Below are 17,254 nucleotides of genomic sequence, written 5' to 3'. Positions count from 1 at the left end.
ATAGCCCGAGCCATGGCTGTGCTTTGCGCCTGGACCGGGCACGTTTGTTTGAGGCGCTGCTCGGACACGCCCAAAACGCTCAGCCTCTGAACCTGCCGCGCGTCATGCGCCGCGCAACCCGCCCGGGCGCAGGCGCGGCTGTAACCAGCGCCACACCGGCTGGCCGTAGGCAATGAAGCCCAGCGCCAGCAAGATCAGCGGCAGGGCGATGAAGACCTGACCGGTCAGCACCTCACCGCCCAGGGCCACACCCACCCACAGCGCCACCCCGGGGTTGACGAACGAATAGCTGCCCGCCAGCGCGGCCGATGTGTTTTTGAGCAGCCACAAATACGCGTTGAGCGTGACCAGCGTGCCCATGACCACCAGGTAGCCCCAGGCCAGGGCCGATGTCAGGCTCAACTGCGCCGGGCTCCAGGTCTGGGCAGCGGGCTCCAGCAGCGCGGCGGCGGCGGTGCCCATCAGGCCACCCAGCAGCCACTGCGCAGCCGAGGCCATGGCGGGCGCGGGCAGGTCCAGCTTGCGCGAGGCGTAAGAGCCGATGCTCCAGAGCAGCGGCGCGCCGAAAGCCAGCAGGGCGCCCAGCCAGGTGGCTGAAAAGTCACCTTCCAGCGCCAGCACGGCCGCACCGGCCACGCCAAGCGCCAGCCCGATCCAGCTCGTCACGGGCACAGCTTCGCCGCCCCAGCGGGTCCACAGCGCCAGCCACATGGGCATGGTGGTGACCACGGTGGCCATCAAGCCCGAGCCAATGCCCATCTTCTGCGCCATCACCACCATGCCCATGGCACCGCAGACCATGAGGCCGCCGATCAGGGCCGAGTGCCGCCACTGCGCACCGGTGGGCCAGGGCAGGCGCTGCCAGCGCGCAATGGCGAGCATGATGGCGCCCGCAGCGACAAAGCGGGTGCCGTTCATCAGCAGCGGCGGCATCGACTGCATGGCCAGGTTCAGCGCGTTGTAGGTCGTGCCCCAGACGATGTAGACGATCAGCAGCGCGGTGATCAGCTTGATGCGGGCATCTCTGGCGCCAGGCAAGCGGAAAATGATTGGCATTTCGGGTCTCAAGACGGAAAATGTTCGGTGCCGAGTTGGCGGAGCCGAATTTATCCGAAGAATGCACCCAATGCAAGACAATTTCCAGACAGACGACCTTGACAGGAGAATTCTTACGGCCTTGGCCTCGGATAGCCGCCGTTCGTACGCTGATGTGGCTTCCGAAGTGGGCATGTCGACCGCTGCCGTGCACGAGCGCGTGCGAAAAATGGTGGAGCGGGGCGTGATTGAGCGCTTTTCGATCCGGGTGGCGCCCGAGGCGCTGGGCTTGCACCTGACGGCTTTTGTGGCCATTCGCAACGACGGCGGCGCCCACTGCCGCGACATTGCCGAGCGCCTGCGGGAACTGCCCGAAGTGGTGGAGGTGCACAGCGTGGCCGGCGAGCACGACTCGCTCGTCAAGGTGCGCTGCGCCAACGCACGGGCGCTGGAAGACGTGCTCTACGCCATCAAGGCCATTGCGGGCGTGCTGCGTACCACGAGCACGGTGGTGCTCAACACGGAATTCGAACGCTGAAATCAGGCTGTCAGGGCGGCCTCGATGTCCTTGGCCAGCTTCTCGGGTGCGTCCTGCGGTGCGTAGCGTTTGAGCACCCGCCCGTCTTTGCCCACCAGAAACTTGGTGAAGTTCCACTTGATGGCCTTGCTGCCCAGCAGGCCGGGGGCTTCGGCGCTGAGCCACTGGTAGAGCGGGTGGGCCTCGGCGCCGTTGACGTCGATTTTGCTCATCATGGGAAAGCTCACGCCAAAGTTTTTCTGGCAAAAAGCCCCAATTTCTTCGTTGCTGCCCGGGTCCTGACTGCCAAACTGGTTGCAGGGAAAGCCCAGCACCACCAGACCGCGTGCGGCGTAGCTCTGGTGCAATTTTTCCAGCCCGCCAAACTGGGGTGTGAAGCCACAGGCGCTGGCGGTGTTCACGATCAGCAAGGTTTTGCCGCGGAATTGCTCAAGTGCGACCGGTTTGCCGTCGATGGATTGGGCTTCAAAGTCGTAAATGCTGCTCATGAAAACTCCTGGGTGGTGACGAATGGCGCGATTGTGGCGGCATGTGGGCTGGGGCGCGCAATCCGTCACAGCGGCCCTGCCCAGCGGCAGGTGGTGTGGGGGGTATGCACCGTTCGCGGGCATACTCAGCTCAAAACGGCGTCTGGCTTTTATTTCAGGGTGTCTACATGGGCGGTTCGTACACAGTGGCTTTGGTGGGTTTTGCCCAAAATGAGTCGTCAACCTTCGAGTCGTTTTTTCGGCTGGCCGCCCGTCGCCCACCTGGGTACCTGGTGCAAGACGAAGTCATGGACGCGCAAATCCTGATCGTTAAGGAAACTCTGCAAAACCACCCCAGCGGCATGGCAGATGTAAGCCCAGCGCGGCACACTCGGGCACCATGAAACAAAGCAGCTTTGACTTGAACCTGAGCACGCGCAAGACCCGCAAGCAGGTGTTTTTGCAGCAGATGGAAACCGTGGTTCCATGGGCTGCCCTGGTCGAGCTGATAGCCCCGTATTACAGCGAAGGGCGCAATGGTCGCCCACCCTTTGCGCTGGAGACGATGCTGCGAGTGCACTTCATGCAGCAGTGGTTCAGTCTGTCAGACCCGGCCATGGAGGAAGCCTTCTTCGACACACCGCTTTACCGCGAATTCGCTCAGCTCGATACCTTTGGCCGACTGCCCGACGAGAGCACCATTCTTCGGTTCCGCCACAGGCTGGAGAAACACAAGCTGGCCGATCAGATCCTGGCCACCGTCAACGAACTGCTGCAGCAGCGCGGCTTGCTGCTCAAGGCCGGCACCGCTGTAGATGCCACCCTCATCGCCGCGCCCAGCTCCACCAAGAACAAAGACAAAGCGCGAGACCCCGAGATGCACTCGAGTCAAAAGGGCAACGAGTGGCACTTTGGCATGAAAGCCCACATAGGCGTGGATGCCGAATCGGGCTTGGTGCACACCGTGCGAGGCACCTCGGGCAACGTAGCCGATGTCACCGAGGGCAACAGCCTGCTGCATGGTCAAGAGACGGACGTGTTCGGTGACGCGGGCTACCAAGGCGCAGACAAGCGCCCCGATGCAAAAGCCAGCCACAAATGGCATGTGGCCATGCGCCCAGGCAAGCGCAAGAAGCTGGACAAAGACAGCAACCCGAGGGATGCGCTGATCGACAAAGTCGAGAAGATCAAGGCCGGGATTCGCGCCAAGGTGGAGCACCCGTTTCGGGTGATCAAGCGCCAGTTCGGCTTCACGAAGGTGCGATATCGGGGTCTGAAGAAGAACACCTTGCAGATCAAGACGCTGTTTGCGTTGTCCAACTTGTGGATGGCCCGTCACAAACTGATCGGAGCACAGGCGTGAGTGCGACCGAAACCGGGTCAGTGGCCCTCAGGCGGCCCCAAATGGGGCAAACCGGATACGAATTCCAACCCAAACTGGGCCGGATCGCGCGAAAGCTCATCGGACGAAACTCCGTCAGGCACGTAACACGCTGGCTGGTGGGTTTTTCAGAGCATCCTTAACGCCGACAACACCCAGGCCCTGCACCTGGTGCGCTACGCCGAATTGCCGGGCAAAGTGCTGCTGCTGGGTAACAGCGACGGGGGCACCGGCTGGCCGCTACAGCGCAAGCCGGTGAAGCTGGTGTCGGTGCTGGCGGCGCTGGACGCCATTGTTGGGGTCAGCCCGGCGGCGCCGGCCCGCAAGCCCGCGGCGGCGTCGGCCAAGTTCGCCGCCACGCAGCCTTTTCAGGCCTCACAAACCCAGGGGCTAGATGCCAGCATGCGCCGGGCCAGTGGCCAGCTGGCGGCGGCCGAGCCCGCCCTCAAGCGCTCGCGTGCGGGCGAAGACCGCAATTTTCCTGCGACCCAGCCGTTTTCTGAGAGCGTTCCGGCGCCCATGGTCCCGGCCGTGACGGGGCGGCGCAAAGCCGCCGAGTCTGAATTCCCGCCCACCCGGCCCATGACGCGAAGCAGCGCTGCCGGGGCGCCTGCGCCAAAACGGCCCACGGGAGGGGATGCGCCCGCAGCCCCTGCACCAGCACAGGCACCCGTTCGCCGCGTCGGTGCGCCCATGGTCCCCGCCGTATCCGGCAGGTCCGCGCGCCCGGGTGTGATGCGCCTGACCGACTTTGGGGGACTGGACGAACTGCCCGCCCCGCCTTCAGCGCCGGCGTCTTCGCGCAGCAGCAGCAAAAACTCGCGCTCACCCCGCTCCCAGCTCAGCGCCAGCAAAGCCCCGGTGCCTGAGGTGCAGCGCGGCGACGTGCTGCTGGTGGCCGAAAGCCTGGTGGAAGGGCGCATTTTGCACAAGCGCTTCAAGCGCTACGGTCTGTCGATCGACTGGTCGCGCGAAGCGGCGCAAGCGCTGGTCATGCTCAAAGCCCATCCGTACCGGCTGGTGGTCATCGACCGGCTCAACGGCGAACCCGATGCCTACCAGGTGTGCCGCAACACCAAACAGCGCAAGCTGGCCAACGGCCAGGCGCCGGTGGTGATCATGTTTGCGCCCACGGCGGGCAGCATGGACCGCATGAAAGCCGGCCTGGCCGGCAGCGACGCCTACCTGTCGCGCTCGGTCGGCGAGGCCGATCTCTACAAAGTGCTGGCGCAGCACCGGCTGGTGAGCCTGGATGGCTTTGAGAAAACCAATATAGGGTTTTGACCACCCCCCGCGCCGCGCCTAAGGGCGCGTCACCCCCCAGGGGGCGGCACTGGCGGCCTGGCAAAGCCAGTTCCGCGGTGCCCTGGGGTCAACTCCCCTTCCGAAGCGAAATGCTTTTACGCAGGATGCGGTGGAACCGGCTTTGCCGGGCCACTCGCATCGCCCCCTGGGGGGTGACGCGCCCTTAGGCGCGGCGCGGGGGGAGCCGATCTACCCGTGCAAGTCGTCCCGGCGGGCGATTTCCAGCAGGCGCTCCAGCTCGTGCGGGTGCGCACGCTGGTTGTGGCGGTGCCACAGGGCAATCACCCACATGAAGCCGGCCACCAGCACGCCAAACGCGGTGATGGCCATGAACGCCGACCAGCCGGCTGCCGTGGAGAAGCTGTACATCGCCCCCAAAATCAGGATGCAGGCTTGTTCGTTGAAGTTTTGCACCGCAATGGAGCGGCCTGCCCCCATCAGGTTGTGGCCGCGGTGCTGCAGCAGCGCGTTCATGGGCACCACCAAAAAACCGCCCAGGCCGCCCAGAAGCACCAGGAACGGTGCGGCCACCCACACGTTGTCGATGAAGTTCATCAAGATCACCAACAGCCCCATGGCGATGCCCAGTGGCATCACGCGGGTGGCCTGGTCGAGCTTCATGCGCATCGAGGCCACCACCGCACCCACCGCCGTGCCCAGTGCCACCACGCCCACCAGGCTGGAGGCCTGTGTGGTGCTGTAGCCCAGCGCGGCGCCGGCCCAGGCCAGCACGATGTAGCGCAGGTTGCCCGAAACGCCCCAGAACAGGGTGGTCGTGGCCAACGAAATCTGGCCGAGGCGGTCGCGCCACAGGCGGCTGTTGCAGCGCCAGAAGTCGGGCAGCAGGGCCAGCGGGTTCTTGGGCATGGGCCGCGGTGTTACGCCGGTCAGCGGTATGCGCAGGTTGAAAACCGACGCCACCACATACACCAGCACCAGCACCCCAATGGCCGCCTTCGCTGCGCTGTCGATGCCGGTGTCCACACCAGGAATGTCAATGGACAGCAACAAGCCGGACAGCCACGGCCCCACCAGCTGACCACCCAGCAGCACACCCAGGATGATGGAAGCGATCGTCAAGCCTTCGATCCAGCCGTTGGCCTTGACCAATTGCGACGGCGGCAGCAGCTCGGTCAAGATGCCGTATTTGGCCGGCGAATAGGCCGCCGCACCCAGGCCCACCAGGGTGTAGGCCAACAGGGGGTGCACACCCACCAGCATCATCAGACAGCCCACCACCTTGATGGCGTTGCTGATGAACATGACCTGGCCTTTGGGTCTGGCGTCGGCAAAAGCGCCCACAAAAGGCGCCAACACCACATAAAACAGCGCAAACAGCGGCACCAGCGCCGCGCTCTGCCATTCGGGTGCGCCGCGCGTGCGCAGCAGTTCAATGGCGGCCACGAACAGCGCGTTGTCAGCCAGAGAGCTGAAAAACTGCGCCGTCATGATGGTGTAGAAGCCGCGCTTCATGGGGATGATTTTGTACGCCGGGCCACGCCAGGGGACGCTGGTGGGGTGGCCTGATGCGGCTTTTTTATGCGAAAGTCAGCGGGTCTCCAAGGATGCCGGGTTATAGCACGCCACTTGTGAGCGTCTGTAAACAACCGGTGCCGCGGCCCCCCTGGCCGCAGGCCCTTGCCCTTTGGTTGCTGCCCGCTTTTTTGCCGACTGCCATGCCCCGTCCGATCCTCGCCACCGTGCACCCCGACGCTTTGCGCCACAACCTGCAGCGTGCCCGCGACTGCGCGCCTGACGCGCGGGTCTGGGCGGTGGTCAAGGCCAACGCCTACGGCCATGGCATTGAGCGCACGTTTGACGCCCTGCGCAGCGCCGACGGCTTTGCCCTGCTCGACCTGGCCGAGGCCGAACGCATCCGGGCGCTCGACTGGCGCGGGCCCATTCTTTTGCTCGAAGGCGTGTTTGAGCCGCGCGACCTGGAGCTGTGTTCGCGCCTGCACCTGTGGCACACGGTGCACTGCAGCGAACAGATTGACTGGCTGGCAGCGCACAAAACGCAGCTGCCCCATCGCGTGTTCCTCAAGCTCAACAGCGGCATGAACCGCCTGGGCTTCACGCCCACCGCCTTTCGCGCCGCCTGGGCGCGGCTCAACGCGCTGCCGCAGGTGGAAGAAATTTCGCTCATGACCCACTTCAGCGACGCCGACGGCCCGCGCGGTGTGGCCCACCAGGTGGCGGCCTTTGAAGCCGCCACCGCCGACCTGCCGGGCGAGCGCACCCTGTGCAACAGCGCGGCCATGCTGCGCTTTGCCCGCCAAGCGCTGGGGGTGGACCCGGGCGCGCCCGCCACCGAAACCCTGAGCGCGGACTGGGTCCGCTCAGGCATTGCCACCTACGGCAGCGCGCCCGACCATCCCCAGCGCACCGCCGCCGACTGGGGACTGCAGCCCGCCATGACCTTGTCCAGCCGGTTGATTGCGGTGCAGCAACTGCAGACGGGCGACACCGTGGGCTACGGCTCGGCCTTCACCGCCGAGCGGCCACAACGCATTGGCGTGGTGGCCTGCGGCTATGCAGACGGCTACCCGCGCCACGCGCCCAACGGCACACCGGTGCTGGTGGCCGGGGTGCGCACCCGTGTGGTGGGTCGCGTCAGCATGGACATGATCACCGTCGACCTGGCGCCGCTGGACGCCCTGGGCGTGCCTTGCGGCGTGGGCACCGAGGTGGTGTTGTGGGGCGTGAGCGCGTCGGGCGCGGTGTTGCCGGTGGACGAGGTGGCGGCGGCGGCGGGCACCATCTCTTACGAGCTGCTGTGCGCGGTGGCTCCGCGGGTGCGGTTCGAGTAGTTTTCCCCGCGCCGTCACCCCTATGGGCGGTGCGAGTGGTCTGGCTGGTTCCACCGCATCCTGAGCCCTGTCGCGCGCGCCGGATCTGGCGTGGGTGGTTACCAAGCGGATTCTTTTTGGCAGGTGGTGGGCTTGTGGTTTGGGTCGCGCGTGACAATCGATTGCACTGCCCTGCAACCGCCGCACCGAAAGCCCTGCCTTGACCACCTTCCGCTCCCCCCTGGCCATGTTGATGGGCTTGCCCTTTGTGGCCTGGGTCATTTTGTACTGCGCCGTGACCTGGGGCATTTTCGGAGCCTTGCTGGGCGCGGTCACGCCCAACTTGCGGGCGCAAATGGGCGTGTCGTTTCAGCAAATCGGCTGGCTCATGGCCCTGTGGAGCGCGGGCGGTGCGGTGGGTTCGTTGCTCGGGGGGTCTATTGCCAAGCGCTTCCCGCCTTACAAGCTGCTCGTGGGCTACACCGTGCTGGTGGTGGGGGCCCTGGCGGGCGTGTTGCTGGCGCCCAGCTTTGGCTGGCTGGCCTTGTTCATGGTCACCATCGCCACGTTTGAGACCGCGTTGTTCACCCTGGGCCATGGTCTGCTGGCCGAACTGAGTGACGACCCGGAACTGCGCACCCGTATCGTCAGCCTGGTGGACGTGGCCTACAGCCTGGGCACGGTGCTGTCGCCCCTGCTCGTGGCTGCGGTGCTGTTGTGGTCACCGCAATGGCGCGCGCCCTACGCGGCGTTTGGGTTGCTGGCGCTGGTGATGCTGGTCATGACGCTGCAGCGCTCTCGGCTGCGCGGCGTGGGCTTTCGGGTGCATGTGTTGGACGCCACCGAGTCCCGCGCCAGCCACCGTCCGCTGGGCTACGCCGGGTTGTTGCGCCAGCCGCTGGTGCGCTGGGTGCTGGCGGCCGGTGTGTGCAGCGGCCTCACGGAATGGGGCCAGTATTTCTGGTTTGTGAGCTTTGCCACCGAGTCGCTCGGCCTGCACGAGCAAAGCGCCCGGCTCGCGTTGGGCTTCCTCATGGCGGGCATGGTGGTGGGTCGAGTCTGGCAGGCGTTTGGCCACAGCCGCTGGTCGCTGGAGCAAAAGATTCTGCGGCTGGGCACACTGGCCAGCGTGGCGCTGGCGGCCGTGTGGTTCACCCCGGCCGGCGCGCCGTTTGTGTGGCTGGCCCTGTGCAACTTTGCGGCGGGGCTGGGCGTGTCGGTGGCGTTTCCCATCTTGCTGGGCAGCGCCTTGCGCGGTTTCCCGCAAGAGGCCCCGCGCCTTTCGGCCCTGCTCATGATCGCCTTCACCGTGGGCGCCCAACTGGCCGCACTGCTCATGGGCGAGCTGGCCGAAACCCACGGGCTGCGAGTGGCGTACGCCACCCTGGTGCTGGCCGCCGTGGCGTTTGTGGGCTGTGTCTGGCAGCTGGGCCGGCTGCGCGCGCGCGCGTTGGCCACTTGATTGCTTGCGCTCAACGGCGCACCCTGCATTTCACCTGAACCTGTTGTGAGGCTTGGCCCTTCCCGGCGCAGGTAGGCCAATGACCGCTCAATGTTGTACCCCTGGGGGTATATGTGTATACTGCAGGCCGTATAGGAGAAACGCACCATGATCCCCCGAAAAACCGCCCGTTTGTCCCAGTCTGTCGTTGCCCGTGCGCAAGCTTTGGCGCCCCACACGCAGTCCCAGCGCCGCTGGGTGCTGGCGGGTTTGTCGCTGGCCATGGTGACCGGGGTGGCCTTGTTCACCGCTGGCGGCGTGCACGCGCAGGCCGCAGCCGGCGCGCCGCAGGTGCCCGTGGTGGTGGTGGGTGCCCAGGCGGTGGGCGCCGGTGTGGCGCTGGACGGCAGCTTGCAGGCCGTGCGCCAGAGCGTGTTGTCGGCCCAGGCCAGCGGCCGCATTGCCAGCCTGTCGGTGAAAGCCGGCGACCGGGTGAAGGCCGGCCAGGTGCTGGCCGTGATCGACGACCGCGCCACCCAGGCTGGTGTGGCGCAGGCGCAGGCTGGCTTTGCCGAAGCCGACGCCAACCTGGCCAACGCCAAGGCCCACTTTGAGCGCACGCGCGACCTGCGCGCCCAGGGCTTCGTGGCCCAGGCTGCGCTGGACACTGCGCAGGCTCAGCTCAAAGCAGCGCAAGCCGGTGTGGCGGCTGCCCGCGCCGGGCAAACGCAAGCCGGTGTGGCCCAGGGTTTCACCCGCCTCACCGCGCCTTACGACGGCTGGGTGCTGGCCACCCACGCCGAAGCCGGTGGCCTGGCCATGCCCGGTGCGCCGGTGCTCACGGTGTACGCGCCGCAACCCATTCGCGCGGTGGTGCATGTGCCCGCCTCGCAGCAAACCCTGGCCCAGCAGGCCAAGCGCATTGAAGTGCAGTTGCCCGGCACCGACCGCTGGGTGACCCCCGCCAGCCAGACCAGCCTGCCCGCGGCCGACCCGGTATCGCAAACCGTGGAATGGCGCCTGGACCTGAGCGCCGCCGATGGCGCCGGCCAGGTGCCCGGTCGCCAGGTGCGCGTGCGCTTTGTGGGTGGTACCGCACAGCCCGACAGCCAGCGGCTGGTATTGCCCGAAACGGCCCTGCTGCGCCGCGGTGAGCTCACCGGCGTGTATGTGGTGTCCAGCAAGGGCGAAGGCCAGCCAGCCGGGTTTGCGCTGCGTGCGGTGCGCACCGGTGCGGTCCACGGCAGCGCCGGGGTGGAAGTGTTGGCAGGCCTGAAAGCCGGCGACCGTGTGGCGCTGGACCCGGTGCGCGCCGGCCTGTCGGGCGCTGTGCCCGCCGCCCAGTAAGGACGCCGCCATGAGCCACCCCGAACCCATTTCCCACGCCACCCCTGAAAAGCTGGGCTTTTCTGGCTCGGTGGCGCGCATGTTTCAGAGCAACGCCATCACGCCGCTGCTGGCGCTGGTGGCCTTGCTGCTGGGTCTGTTTGCCGTGCTGGTCACCCCGCGCGAAGAAGAGCCGCAGATCAACGTGACCATGGCCAACGTGCTGATCCCCTTCCCGGGGGCTTCCAGCGCCGACGTGGAAAAAATGGTCGCGGCCCCGGCGGAGCATGTGCTCTCGCAAATCCAGGGCATTGAGCACACCTACTCGGTGTCGCGCCCCGGCGTGGCCGTGCTCACCGTGCAGTTTCAGGTGGGCGTGCCGCGCACCGAAGCGCTGGTGCGTCTGTACGACGTGCTCAACGCCAACCAAGACTGGCTGCCCCAGGGCCTGGGCGTGTTGACCCCGATCGTCAAGCCCAAAGGCATTGACGACGTGCCAGTGTTGGCTGCCACGCTGTGGACGAAAGACGCCCAAAGCGCACACGACCTGGAGCGCGTGGCGCACGCGGTGGAAACCGAGCTGAAGCGCGTGCCAGGCACGCGCGAAGTGGTCACCATTGGCGGCCCTGGCCGTGCAGTGCACGTGTGGCTCGACCCCGCCCGCCTGCGCGAGCGCGGCGTGAGCGTGCAGACGCTGCACGGCGCCATTGCCTCGGCCAACCAGGCGCTGCCCTCGGGTGCGGTCATCAACCCCAACCCGGCCGCGGGTGAGCCCGGCATGTTGTCGGTGGAAACGGGCGAGTTTCTGCAAAACGAAAAAGACGTGGGCGACATCGTGGTGGGTGTTTCGAACGGTCGCCCGATCTATCTGCGCGAAGTGGCGCGGGTCGAAGCCGGTGCCCAACTGCCCAAGCGCTACGTGTGGTTCACCCCCGGCGCGGCCGATGCGGCCCACCCCGGCCAGCAAGGCCAGAACCACCCGGCCGTGACCATCACCGTGACCAAAAAGCCGGGTGAAAACGCGGTGGACGTGGCCGCTGGCGTGCGCGAGCGGCTGGACAACCTGAAGAACACCATCATCCCGGACGACGTGGAAGTGGCCATCACCCGCGACTACGGGCAGACCGCCGCGGACAAAGCCAACAAGCTGATCCAGAAGCTGATTTTTGCCACCGGCAGCGTGATCATTCTCGTGGGCTTGGCGCTGGGCCGGCGCGAAGCCATCATCGTCGGCGCGGCGGTGATCCTTACGCTCACGGCCACGCTGTTTGCCAGCTGGGCCTGGGGCTTCACGCTCAACCGCGTGTCGCTGTTTGCGCTCATTTTCTCCATCGGCATCTTGGTGGACGACGCGATCGTGGTGGTGGAAAACATCCACCGGCACCGCCAACTCACACCCGACGAATCGCTGGCGGTGATCATCCCGCGCGCGGTGGACGAGGTGGGCGGCCCCACCATTCTGGCTACCTTCACCGTCATCGCGGCCTTGCTGCCCATGGCGTTTGTGAGCGGCCTCATGGGCCCTTACATGAGCCCCATTCCCATCAACGCCAGCATGGGCATGGCGATCTCGCTGGCCATCGCGTTCACCATCACGCCGTGGCTGGCTTTGAAGCTCACCAAGACCGGCCCCGGCCACGCCGCGCACGGCCCCAGCAAGCTCACCAACGCTTTGCAAAACACCTTCGCGCGGGTGCTCACGCCGCTGCTGCAAAGCGCGCGCAAGCGCTGGCTGTTGCTGGCCGGCATTCTGGTTGCGCTGCTGCTGTCGGTGGGCCTGGCGCTGGTGCAGTGGGTGGTGCTGAAAATGCTGCCGTTTGACAACAAGAGCGAGTACCAGGTGGTGCTCGACATGCCCGCCGGCACCCCGCTGGAAAACACCGCCGCTGCGCTGCAAGACCTGACCGCCTGGCTCGCGCAGCAGCCCGAGGTGGCCAACGTGCAGGGCTACGCCGGCACGGCCAGCCCCATCACCTTCAACGGCCTGGTGCGCCAGTACTACCTGCGCGCCGACGCGGAAAGCGGCGACCTGCAAATCAACCTCACCGACGCCGCGCACCGCAGCGAAAAGAGCCACGCCATCGCGCAGCGCCACCGCCCCGATCTGGAAAAAATCGCCGCAGTGCATGGTGCGCGCATCAAGGTGGTGGAAGTGCCGCCCGGCCCGCCGGTCATGTCGCCCATCGTGGCCGAGGTCTATGGTCCCGACGAAAAAGGCCGTGCCGAACTCGCACTGCGCGTGGCCCAGGCCTATGCCGACACGCCCGACATCGTGGGTGTGGACACCTCGTTGAAAGAGCACGCCCCACGCGCGTTCCTGCGCATCCAGCGCCAGCGCGCCGAGTCGCTCGGCATTCCGGTGCAGGTGATTGCGCAAACGGTGTACGCCGCGCTCTCGGGCTCGGACGCCGCCTACCTGCACGACGGCCACGCCAAGTTTGCGGTGCCTGTGCGCCTGCAGCTGCCGCTGGACCAGCAGGTTGGGCTGGAAGCGCTGCTGGCGCTGCCCCTCAAAGCGGCCAACGGTGCGATGGTGCCCTTGTCCGAGCTGGTGACGGTGGAACGCGGCGTGATCGACCAGCCCCGCTTCACCAAAAACATGCTGCCCGTGACCTACGTGATGGGCGACATGGCCGGCAAGCTGGACTCGCCGCTGTACGGCCTGTTTGACATCCGCACACGCATGGACGCCGCCGCATTGCCCAACACCGGCGAACTCGGTGAGTACTGGATCAGCCAGCCCAAAGACCCGTACCGCCAGTACGCGGTGAAGTGGGACGGCGAATGGCAGATCACCTACGAGACCTTCCGCGACATGGGCGCCGCTTACGGCGTCGGCCTGATCCTGATCTACCTGCTGGTGGTGGCGCAGTTCAAGAGCTACGTCACGCCGCTGATCATCATGGCGCCCATTCCGCTCACCATCATCGGCGTCATGCCGGGCCACGCGCTGCTTAATGCGCAGTACACCGCCACTTCCATGATCGGCATGATCGCGCTGGCCGGCATCATCGTGCGCAACTCCATCTTGCTGGTGGACTTTATTGAGCTGGAAACCCGGCGCGGCGTGCCGTTTGCCGAAGCCGTGGTGCAGTCTGCCACCGTGCGCGCGCAGCCCATTGCACTCACCGGCCTGGCCGCCATGATGGGCGCCTTCTTCATCCTGGACGACCCGATCTTCAACGGCCTGGCCATCTCGCTGATCTTCGGCATCGCCGTGTCCACACTGCTCACGCTGGTGGTCATTCCGGTGCTGTATTTCGCTGTGTACCGGAAAAAGTACGAGGCGCTGGCCACCGCTGCCACCTGATTCTTCCCCCCGTGTTTTTTTAAAGGAGTTTGAAATGACTGTTGAACGTTACATCCGCCTCATGGCTGGTTTTGTGGTCATGCTGTCGCTGGCCCTGGGCTTTGACAAAAGCCCGATCTTCGTGAGCGAGTGGTTCCTGGCGTTGACCGCCTTCGCCGGCTTCAACCTGTTCCAATCCGGGATCACCGGCTTTTGCCCACCCGCGTTTTTGTTCAAAAAACTGGGTGTGCCCGAAGGCAACGGCGCCTGCAGCACCGGCAAGCGCTGAACCGGTAGGGTGCTCGGCCGTTCGCTTCGCTGCGGGCTGTCTGAGTCGGCGCATGTGTTCTTCTTTTGAATGGCTTTATGACCAGTCCTACCCCGTTGAAATTCCTCATGCCCGGCTGGTTCTCGCTGGTCATGGGCCTGAGCGGGCTGGCATTGGCCTGGCACAGCGCGCAGGCGGCCCTGGGTGACATGGCCACCGGCATCGCGCTGGTGGTGGGCGGTTTGGCGGTGCTGGTGTTTGGCGTGTTGCTGGTGGCTTCGGTGCTGCGCATGGTGCGCTACCCGCAGGCCCTGGCCGACGACCTGAAGCACCCGGTGCGCCACGCTTTTGTGGCGGCGCTGCCGGTGTCACTGCTGTTGCTAGCCACGGTGGGTGTGGCCCTGGGCGGGGCCACGGGGGGCTTGTCCACCGCGTGGCGCGGTGTGTGGTGGCTGGGCAGCGTGACGCAGCTCTGGGCCACCGTGTGGGTGCTGAGCCGCTGGATCGCACCGGCCGCAGCGGCCCAGCCGGGCCAAGGGCCGGGCAACACGGGGCTGTGGCCGGCGGTCACGCCGGTGCTGCTGATTCCGGTGGTGGGCAACGTGGTCGCACCCCTGGCGGGTATTCCGCTGGGCATGGACGGCTGGTCGGCCGCGCAAATGGGCATTGGGGTCTTTTTCTGGCCGCTGGTGCTGCTGCTCACGCTGGCGCGGCGCATCGCCCACAGTCCGCTGCCCGAGCGCGTGTTACCGGCCTGGTTCATCACCATTGCGCCGCCCGCTGTCATTGGCTTGGTGCTCGTCCAGATGCAGGCACCGCTGCCCGTGGTGCAGGCGTTGTGGGGTGTGGGGCTGTTCTTTCTGCTGTGGGTGGCGCCGGTGATCAAGCGCATCGTCGCGCAGCCGTTTGGTGTGGCGTTCTGGGCGCTGTCGTTCCCGCTCGCTGCCTTCACCACACTCACCCTGCGCCTGGCGCAACTGCAATCCGACAGCCGCTGGCACGGCCTGCTGCAAAACGCGGGCGTGCTGCTGCTGGCGTCCACCTCCATGGTGGTGCTGTGGCTGGCCTTGGCCACCGTGCGCGGCCTGCGCGACGGCACCCTGCTGGCACCCGAACCGGTTGCCAACATCATTCCCGTGTCGGCATGAGCAAGACCGCCGTTCAGCCCCTCCCCGCCGAGCGCAAGGCCGAGCTGATGCACCGCCTGCGCCGGGCCGAAGGCCAGGTGCGCGGTCTGCAAAAGTTGCTCGACGAAGGTGCCGACTGCGCCAAGATCGCCCAGCAACTGCTGGCCACCCGCCACGCGCTGGACAGCACCTATGTGCGGCTCAACCTCTCGGTGGCCGAACAAGAACTGTCGTCACCTTCGCCCGAAGGCGCGCAGCACGTGACCGACGTGCTGGACCGGTTGCAGAGCCGGCTTGGGCGTTCGCGCTGAAGCGCTTAGCGGCCCGGGCTGCCAGGCGAGCACTCGGCAAACCCGTAGCGCTCGCAAAACGGGTTGCCCAGAAGCGGCAGCCAGGTCGGGATATCGTGAAACTCACGGGCGATGGTGCTCAGCACCGTGTCGCGGTAGGGCTGGTAGCGAAAGCCCTCGCCGTCCACCGCAAAGTAGCGCACGCCGGCCACCTCAAACGACCGCACGCTCACGCCCTCGAAATACGGCGTGAAGTCGCTCAGCTTCGGTTCCTTGAAATCCAGGATGCGCATGTGCTGGCCCTGCAGCGTGCGAAAGTCCACCAGCTGGTCGTCTTGCCGAGCATGGTGGCGTCCCACGCCAAACACCGGCACATAGGCGGTGTGGAAAAAGCCCAGCATGCTGGCCGTGCTGTACGCACGCGCCATCACGGTGGCACCGGGCGGCAGATCTTGCTGCAAGGCGCTCACAATGGCCGGCGCTTCGCGCAGAAACACCGCTTTGTCGTACAGCTTGGTGGGCTGCCACAGCGACAAGGGCAGCCAGGCAATGGCCGCCACCAGCAGCAGGTGCGGCACCGACAGGGCCACCGTCCAGTTCAGGCTGCGGCGCAGCGCCCGCGGCTCCAGCTTCAGCCCGGCCCACACCACAAACAACGGCACAAAGCCCAGCACCCAGTGCAGGCCCACGCTGCGGCGCAGGCTTAAAAACGCAAACAGCACAATGGGGAACAGCCACAGCACGGCTGCCGCCCGCTGTGTGCTGGCCGACACGCCAGGCACCGCGCGCGCACGCAGGCCCTGCCACACCAGCCAGGGCGTGAGCAGGTACAGCGCCATGCCGGCGTAGACGGCAAAAGTCTTCAACTGCCAGTGCGAACCCTCGTGGCGGTTGAACACGTTGAACATCACGTTGCTCCAGCCGTGTGTGGCGTTGAAGCCCAGGTTGATGCCAATGGACGGCAGCGCCAGCGCAAACATGAGCGGCAGCGCCCACCAGCGCTCGCGCCGCCAGCCCAGCACATGCACCGCGTAGGCCAAGCCGAGCAGGGCAGCGAAGTATTTGGACAAAAACGCCAGCCCCACGAACAGGCCCGCCAGCGCGTACCAGCCGGTGCCCCGGCCGCTGCAGTCGCTGGCGCGCAGGTAAGCGTAGGCCGACAGCGCCATGAACAGAATCAGTGGCGTGTCGGTCGTGACCAGCACAAACATCCACGACCAGGGCATGACCAGGTACACCGCGCCGGCCAGCCAGGCGCTGGACTCGCGCGCTTCGGGCAAAAAGCGGCGCAGCAGATCGACCACCAGCAGCGCAATGGCGCTGGTGACCAGCAGCGTCACGCTGCGCAGCACTAGCGGGTGGTCGCTGATGCCGTGCAGCACCGCCAGCAGCCAGCCCACCATGGGCGGGTGGTCGGAATAGCCCCAGGCCGGGAACACGCCCCACTGGTAGAAAAAGGCCTCGTCCCCGGTCATCGGGAACGTGGCCGCCACCCCGATCTTCAGCAACAACGTGGTCGCCAACGTGGCCCAGAACAGTCGGCGTGCGCCCGCGAGGGAAAGGTCAGAAGCGGTCATGGCCATGTGTCATTCAAAACAAAAAAATTACTTTCCAGATCGGGGCTTCAGGCGTCCATGGCCAGCAAACTCACGCCCACCACAATGAGCGTGCAGCCCGCCACCCGCAGCCACGAAAAGGGCTCGCCCAGCCACAGTACACCCAGGCCCATCGTCACCACAAAGCCCAGGCTCACCAGCGGGTAGGCTAGGCTCACGTCCAGCCGCGACAGCACCCACAGCCACAGCACCGCGCTGGCGCCATACAGCACCAGGCCCAGCCACACCAGCGGACTGGAGAGCGCATGCAGGTAGGTGGCACCCACGTCGCCACCTGCGGGTGCGCCCATACCGCGTTTCATGGCCAGCTGAGCCGCTGACGACAGCAGCACACAAAAAAGGGCCAGGCCCAGCGCAATGGATTTCATGGAAAAGACGTCTC

The 17,254-nt window shown here is 66.1% G+C and carries 15 protein-coding genes and 1 pseudogene; 11 read left to right on the top strand and 5 right to left on the bottom strand.

All coding sequences use genetic code 11. The annotated features are described in order from the left end of the window. Positions 1-102: 102 nt before the first annotated feature. The gene (locus AC4QBL_RS16915) at positions 103-1,056 is read right to left on the bottom strand and encodes an EamA family transporter (protein ID WP_472902100.1); all 954 of its coding nucleotides are present in this window, start codon (positions 1,054-1,056) and stop codon (positions 103-105) included. On the opposite strand from AC4QBL_RS16915, the pseudogene AC4QBL_RS16910 reads away from it, so the two are divergent. Beyond that, positions 1,013-1,228: pseudogene (locus AC4QBL_RS16910) on the top strand (Lrp/AsnC family transcriptional regulator); the annotation flags it as partial. The gene AC4QBL_RS16915 and the pseudogene AC4QBL_RS16910 sit on opposite strands and share 44 nt — an antisense overlap. Beyond that, entirely contained in the window at positions 1,229-1,573 is a 345-nt protein-coding gene (locus tag AC4QBL_RS16905; protein WP_492131669.1) for an Lrp/AsnC family transcriptional regulator, read from the top strand. 2 nt (positions 1,574-1,575) lie between these two features. Here AC4QBL_RS16905 and AC4QBL_RS16900 read toward each other — a convergent pair whose 3' ends face one another. After that, positions 1,576-2,061, bottom strand: coding sequence for a glutathione peroxidase (locus AC4QBL_RS16900; protein WP_472908394.1), 486 nt, complete (start codon positions 2,059-2,061; stop codon positions 1,576-1,578). 379 nt (positions 2,062-2,440) lie between these two features. On the opposite strand from AC4QBL_RS16900, the gene AC4QBL_RS16895 reads away from it, so the two are divergent. After that, positions 2,441-3,403 carry an IS5 family transposase gene (locus AC4QBL_RS16895; protein ID WP_472906996.1) on the top strand — a complete coding sequence of 321 codons (963 nt, stop codon included), beginning with the start codon at positions 2,441-2,443 and terminating at the stop codon, positions 3,401-3,403. Positions 3,404-3,592: 189 nt separating this feature from the next. Then, positions 3,593-4,705 (top strand): response regulator, encoded by a 1,113-nt coding sequence (locus tag AC4QBL_RS16890; protein ID WP_472908355.1) that lies wholly within the window; start codon positions 3,593-3,595, stop codon positions 4,703-4,705. Positions 4,706-4,915: 210 nt separating this feature from the next. On the opposite strand, the gene lplT is transcribed toward AC4QBL_RS16890, so the two are convergent. Continuing rightward, a complete protein-coding gene (gene lplT, locus AC4QBL_RS16885) occupies positions 4,916-6,199 on the bottom strand; it encodes a lysophospholipid transporter LplT (RefSeq protein WP_472902096.1) in 1,284 nt (427 codons plus the stop codon). 203 nt (positions 6,200-6,402) lie between these two features. Between lplT and alr the strand changes: the two genes are divergently transcribed. The 7 genes from alr to AC4QBL_RS16850 all read left to right on the top strand — a co-directional run bounded on the left by alr (position 6,403) and on the right by AC4QBL_RS16850 (position 15,277). After that, on the top strand, positions 6,403-7,536 hold the full coding sequence (gene alr, locus AC4QBL_RS16880) for an alanine racemase (protein WP_472908356.1): 1,134 nt from the start codon (positions 6,403-6,405) through the stop codon (positions 7,534-7,536). Between the two features lie 199 nt (positions 7,537-7,735). Next, a complete protein-coding gene (locus AC4QBL_RS16875) occupies positions 7,736-8,977 on the top strand; it encodes an MFS transporter (protein ID WP_472902094.1) in 1,242 nt (413 codons plus the stop codon). Positions 8,978-9,124: 147 nt separating this feature from the next. Continuing rightward, positions 9,125-10,303, top strand: a complete 1,179-nt coding sequence (locus tag AC4QBL_RS16870; RefSeq protein WP_472902093.1) for an efflux RND transporter periplasmic adaptor subunit — start codon at positions 9,125-9,127, stop codon at positions 10,301-10,303. A gap of 10 nt (positions 10,304-10,313) precedes the next feature. Further along, positions 10,314-13,592 carry an efflux RND transporter permease subunit gene (locus AC4QBL_RS16865; RefSeq protein ID WP_472902092.1) on the top strand — a complete coding sequence of 1,093 codons (3,279 nt, stop codon included), beginning with the start codon at positions 10,314-10,316 and terminating at the stop codon, positions 13,590-13,592. Between the two features lie 34 nt (positions 13,593-13,626). Further along, on the top strand, positions 13,627-13,860 hold the full coding sequence (locus AC4QBL_RS16860) for a YgaP family membrane protein (protein ID WP_472902091.1): 234 nt from the start codon (positions 13,627-13,629) through the stop codon (positions 13,858-13,860). Between the two features lie 77 nt (positions 13,861-13,937). Beyond that, positions 13,938-14,987, top strand: coding sequence for an SLAC1 anion channel family protein (locus tag AC4QBL_RS16855; protein WP_472908357.1), 1,050 nt, complete (start codon positions 13,938-13,940; stop codon positions 14,985-14,987). Continuing rightward, positions 14,984-15,277, top strand: a complete 294-nt coding sequence (locus tag AC4QBL_RS16850) for a metal-sensing transcriptional repressor (protein ID WP_472908358.1) — start codon at positions 14,984-14,986, stop codon at positions 15,275-15,277. The genes AC4QBL_RS16855 and AC4QBL_RS16850 overlap by 4 nt, the downstream gene beginning before the upstream one ends. A gap of 5 nt (positions 15,278-15,282) precedes the next feature. Here the strand turns inward: AC4QBL_RS16850 and AC4QBL_RS16845 are convergent, their stop codons facing one another. Beyond that, on the bottom strand, positions 15,283-16,833 hold the full coding sequence (locus tag AC4QBL_RS16845) for an ArnT family glycosyltransferase (protein WP_472908359.1): 1,551 nt from the start codon (positions 16,831-16,833) through the stop codon (positions 15,283-15,285). Between the two features lie 47 nt (positions 16,834-16,880). Continuing rightward, positions 16,881-17,240 carry an SMR family transporter gene (locus AC4QBL_RS16840; protein WP_304824244.1) on the bottom strand — a complete coding sequence of 120 codons (360 nt, stop codon included), beginning with the start codon at positions 17,238-17,240 and terminating at the stop codon, positions 16,881-16,883. Positions 17,241-17,254 lie beyond the last annotated feature (14 nt).

This window comes from Hydrogenophaga sp. L99, from assembly GCF_058731905.1.
This window is presented reverse-complemented; position numbering and strand designations above follow the sequence as displayed.

What these genes read in the sequence shown, in the direction of transcription:
- AC4QBL_RS16860 (WP_472902091.1), top strand. Translation starts at nt 13,627, where the DNA reads ATGACTGTTGAACGTTACATCCGCCTCATGGCTGGTTTTGTGGTCATG.
- AC4QBL_RS16850 (WP_472908358.1), top strand. Translation starts at nt 14,984, where the DNA reads ATGAGCAAGACCGCCGTTCAGCCCCTCCCCGCCGAGCGCAAGGCCGAG.
- lplT (WP_472902096.1), bottom strand. Translation starts at nt 6,199, where the DNA reads ATGAAGCGCGGCTTCTACACCATCATGACGGCGCAGTTTTTCAGCTCT.
- AC4QBL_RS16915 (WP_472902100.1), bottom strand. Translation starts at nt 1,056, where the DNA reads ATGCCAATCATTTTCCGCTTGCCTGGCGCCAGAGATGCCCGCATCAAG.
- AC4QBL_RS16905 (WP_492131669.1), top strand. Translation starts at nt 1,229, where the DNA reads ATGTCGACCGCTGCCGTGCACGAGCGCGTGCGAAAAATGGTGGAGCGG.
- AC4QBL_RS16855 (WP_472908357.1), top strand. Translation starts at nt 13,938, where the DNA reads ATGACCAGTCCTACCCCGTTGAAATTCCTCATGCCCGGCTGGTTCTCG.
- AC4QBL_RS16870 (WP_472902093.1), top strand. Translation starts at nt 9,125, where the DNA reads ATGATCCCCCGAAAAACCGCCCGTTTGTCCCAGTCTGTCGTTGCCCGT.
- AC4QBL_RS16900 (WP_472908394.1), bottom strand. Translation starts at nt 2,061, where the DNA reads ATGAGCAGCATTTACGACTTTGAAGCCCAATCCATCGACGGCAAACCG.
- AC4QBL_RS16895 (WP_472906996.1), top strand. Translation starts at nt 2,441, where the DNA reads ATGAAACAAAGCAGCTTTGACTTGAACCTGAGCACGCGCAAGACCCGC.
- AC4QBL_RS16845 (WP_472908359.1), bottom strand. Translation starts at nt 16,833, where the DNA reads ATGACCGCTTCTGACCTTTCCCTCGCGGGCGCACGCCGACTGTTCTGG.
- alr (WP_472908356.1), top strand. Translation starts at nt 6,403, where the DNA reads ATGCCCCGTCCGATCCTCGCCACCGTGCACCCCGACGCTTTGCGCCAC.
- AC4QBL_RS16865 (WP_472902092.1), top strand. Translation starts at nt 10,314, where the DNA reads ATGAGCCACCCCGAACCCATTTCCCACGCCACCCCTGAAAAGCTGGGC.
- AC4QBL_RS16840 (WP_304824244.1), bottom strand. Translation starts at nt 17,240, where the DNA reads ATGAAATCCATTGCGCTGGGCCTGGCCCTTTTTTGTGTGCTGCTGTCG.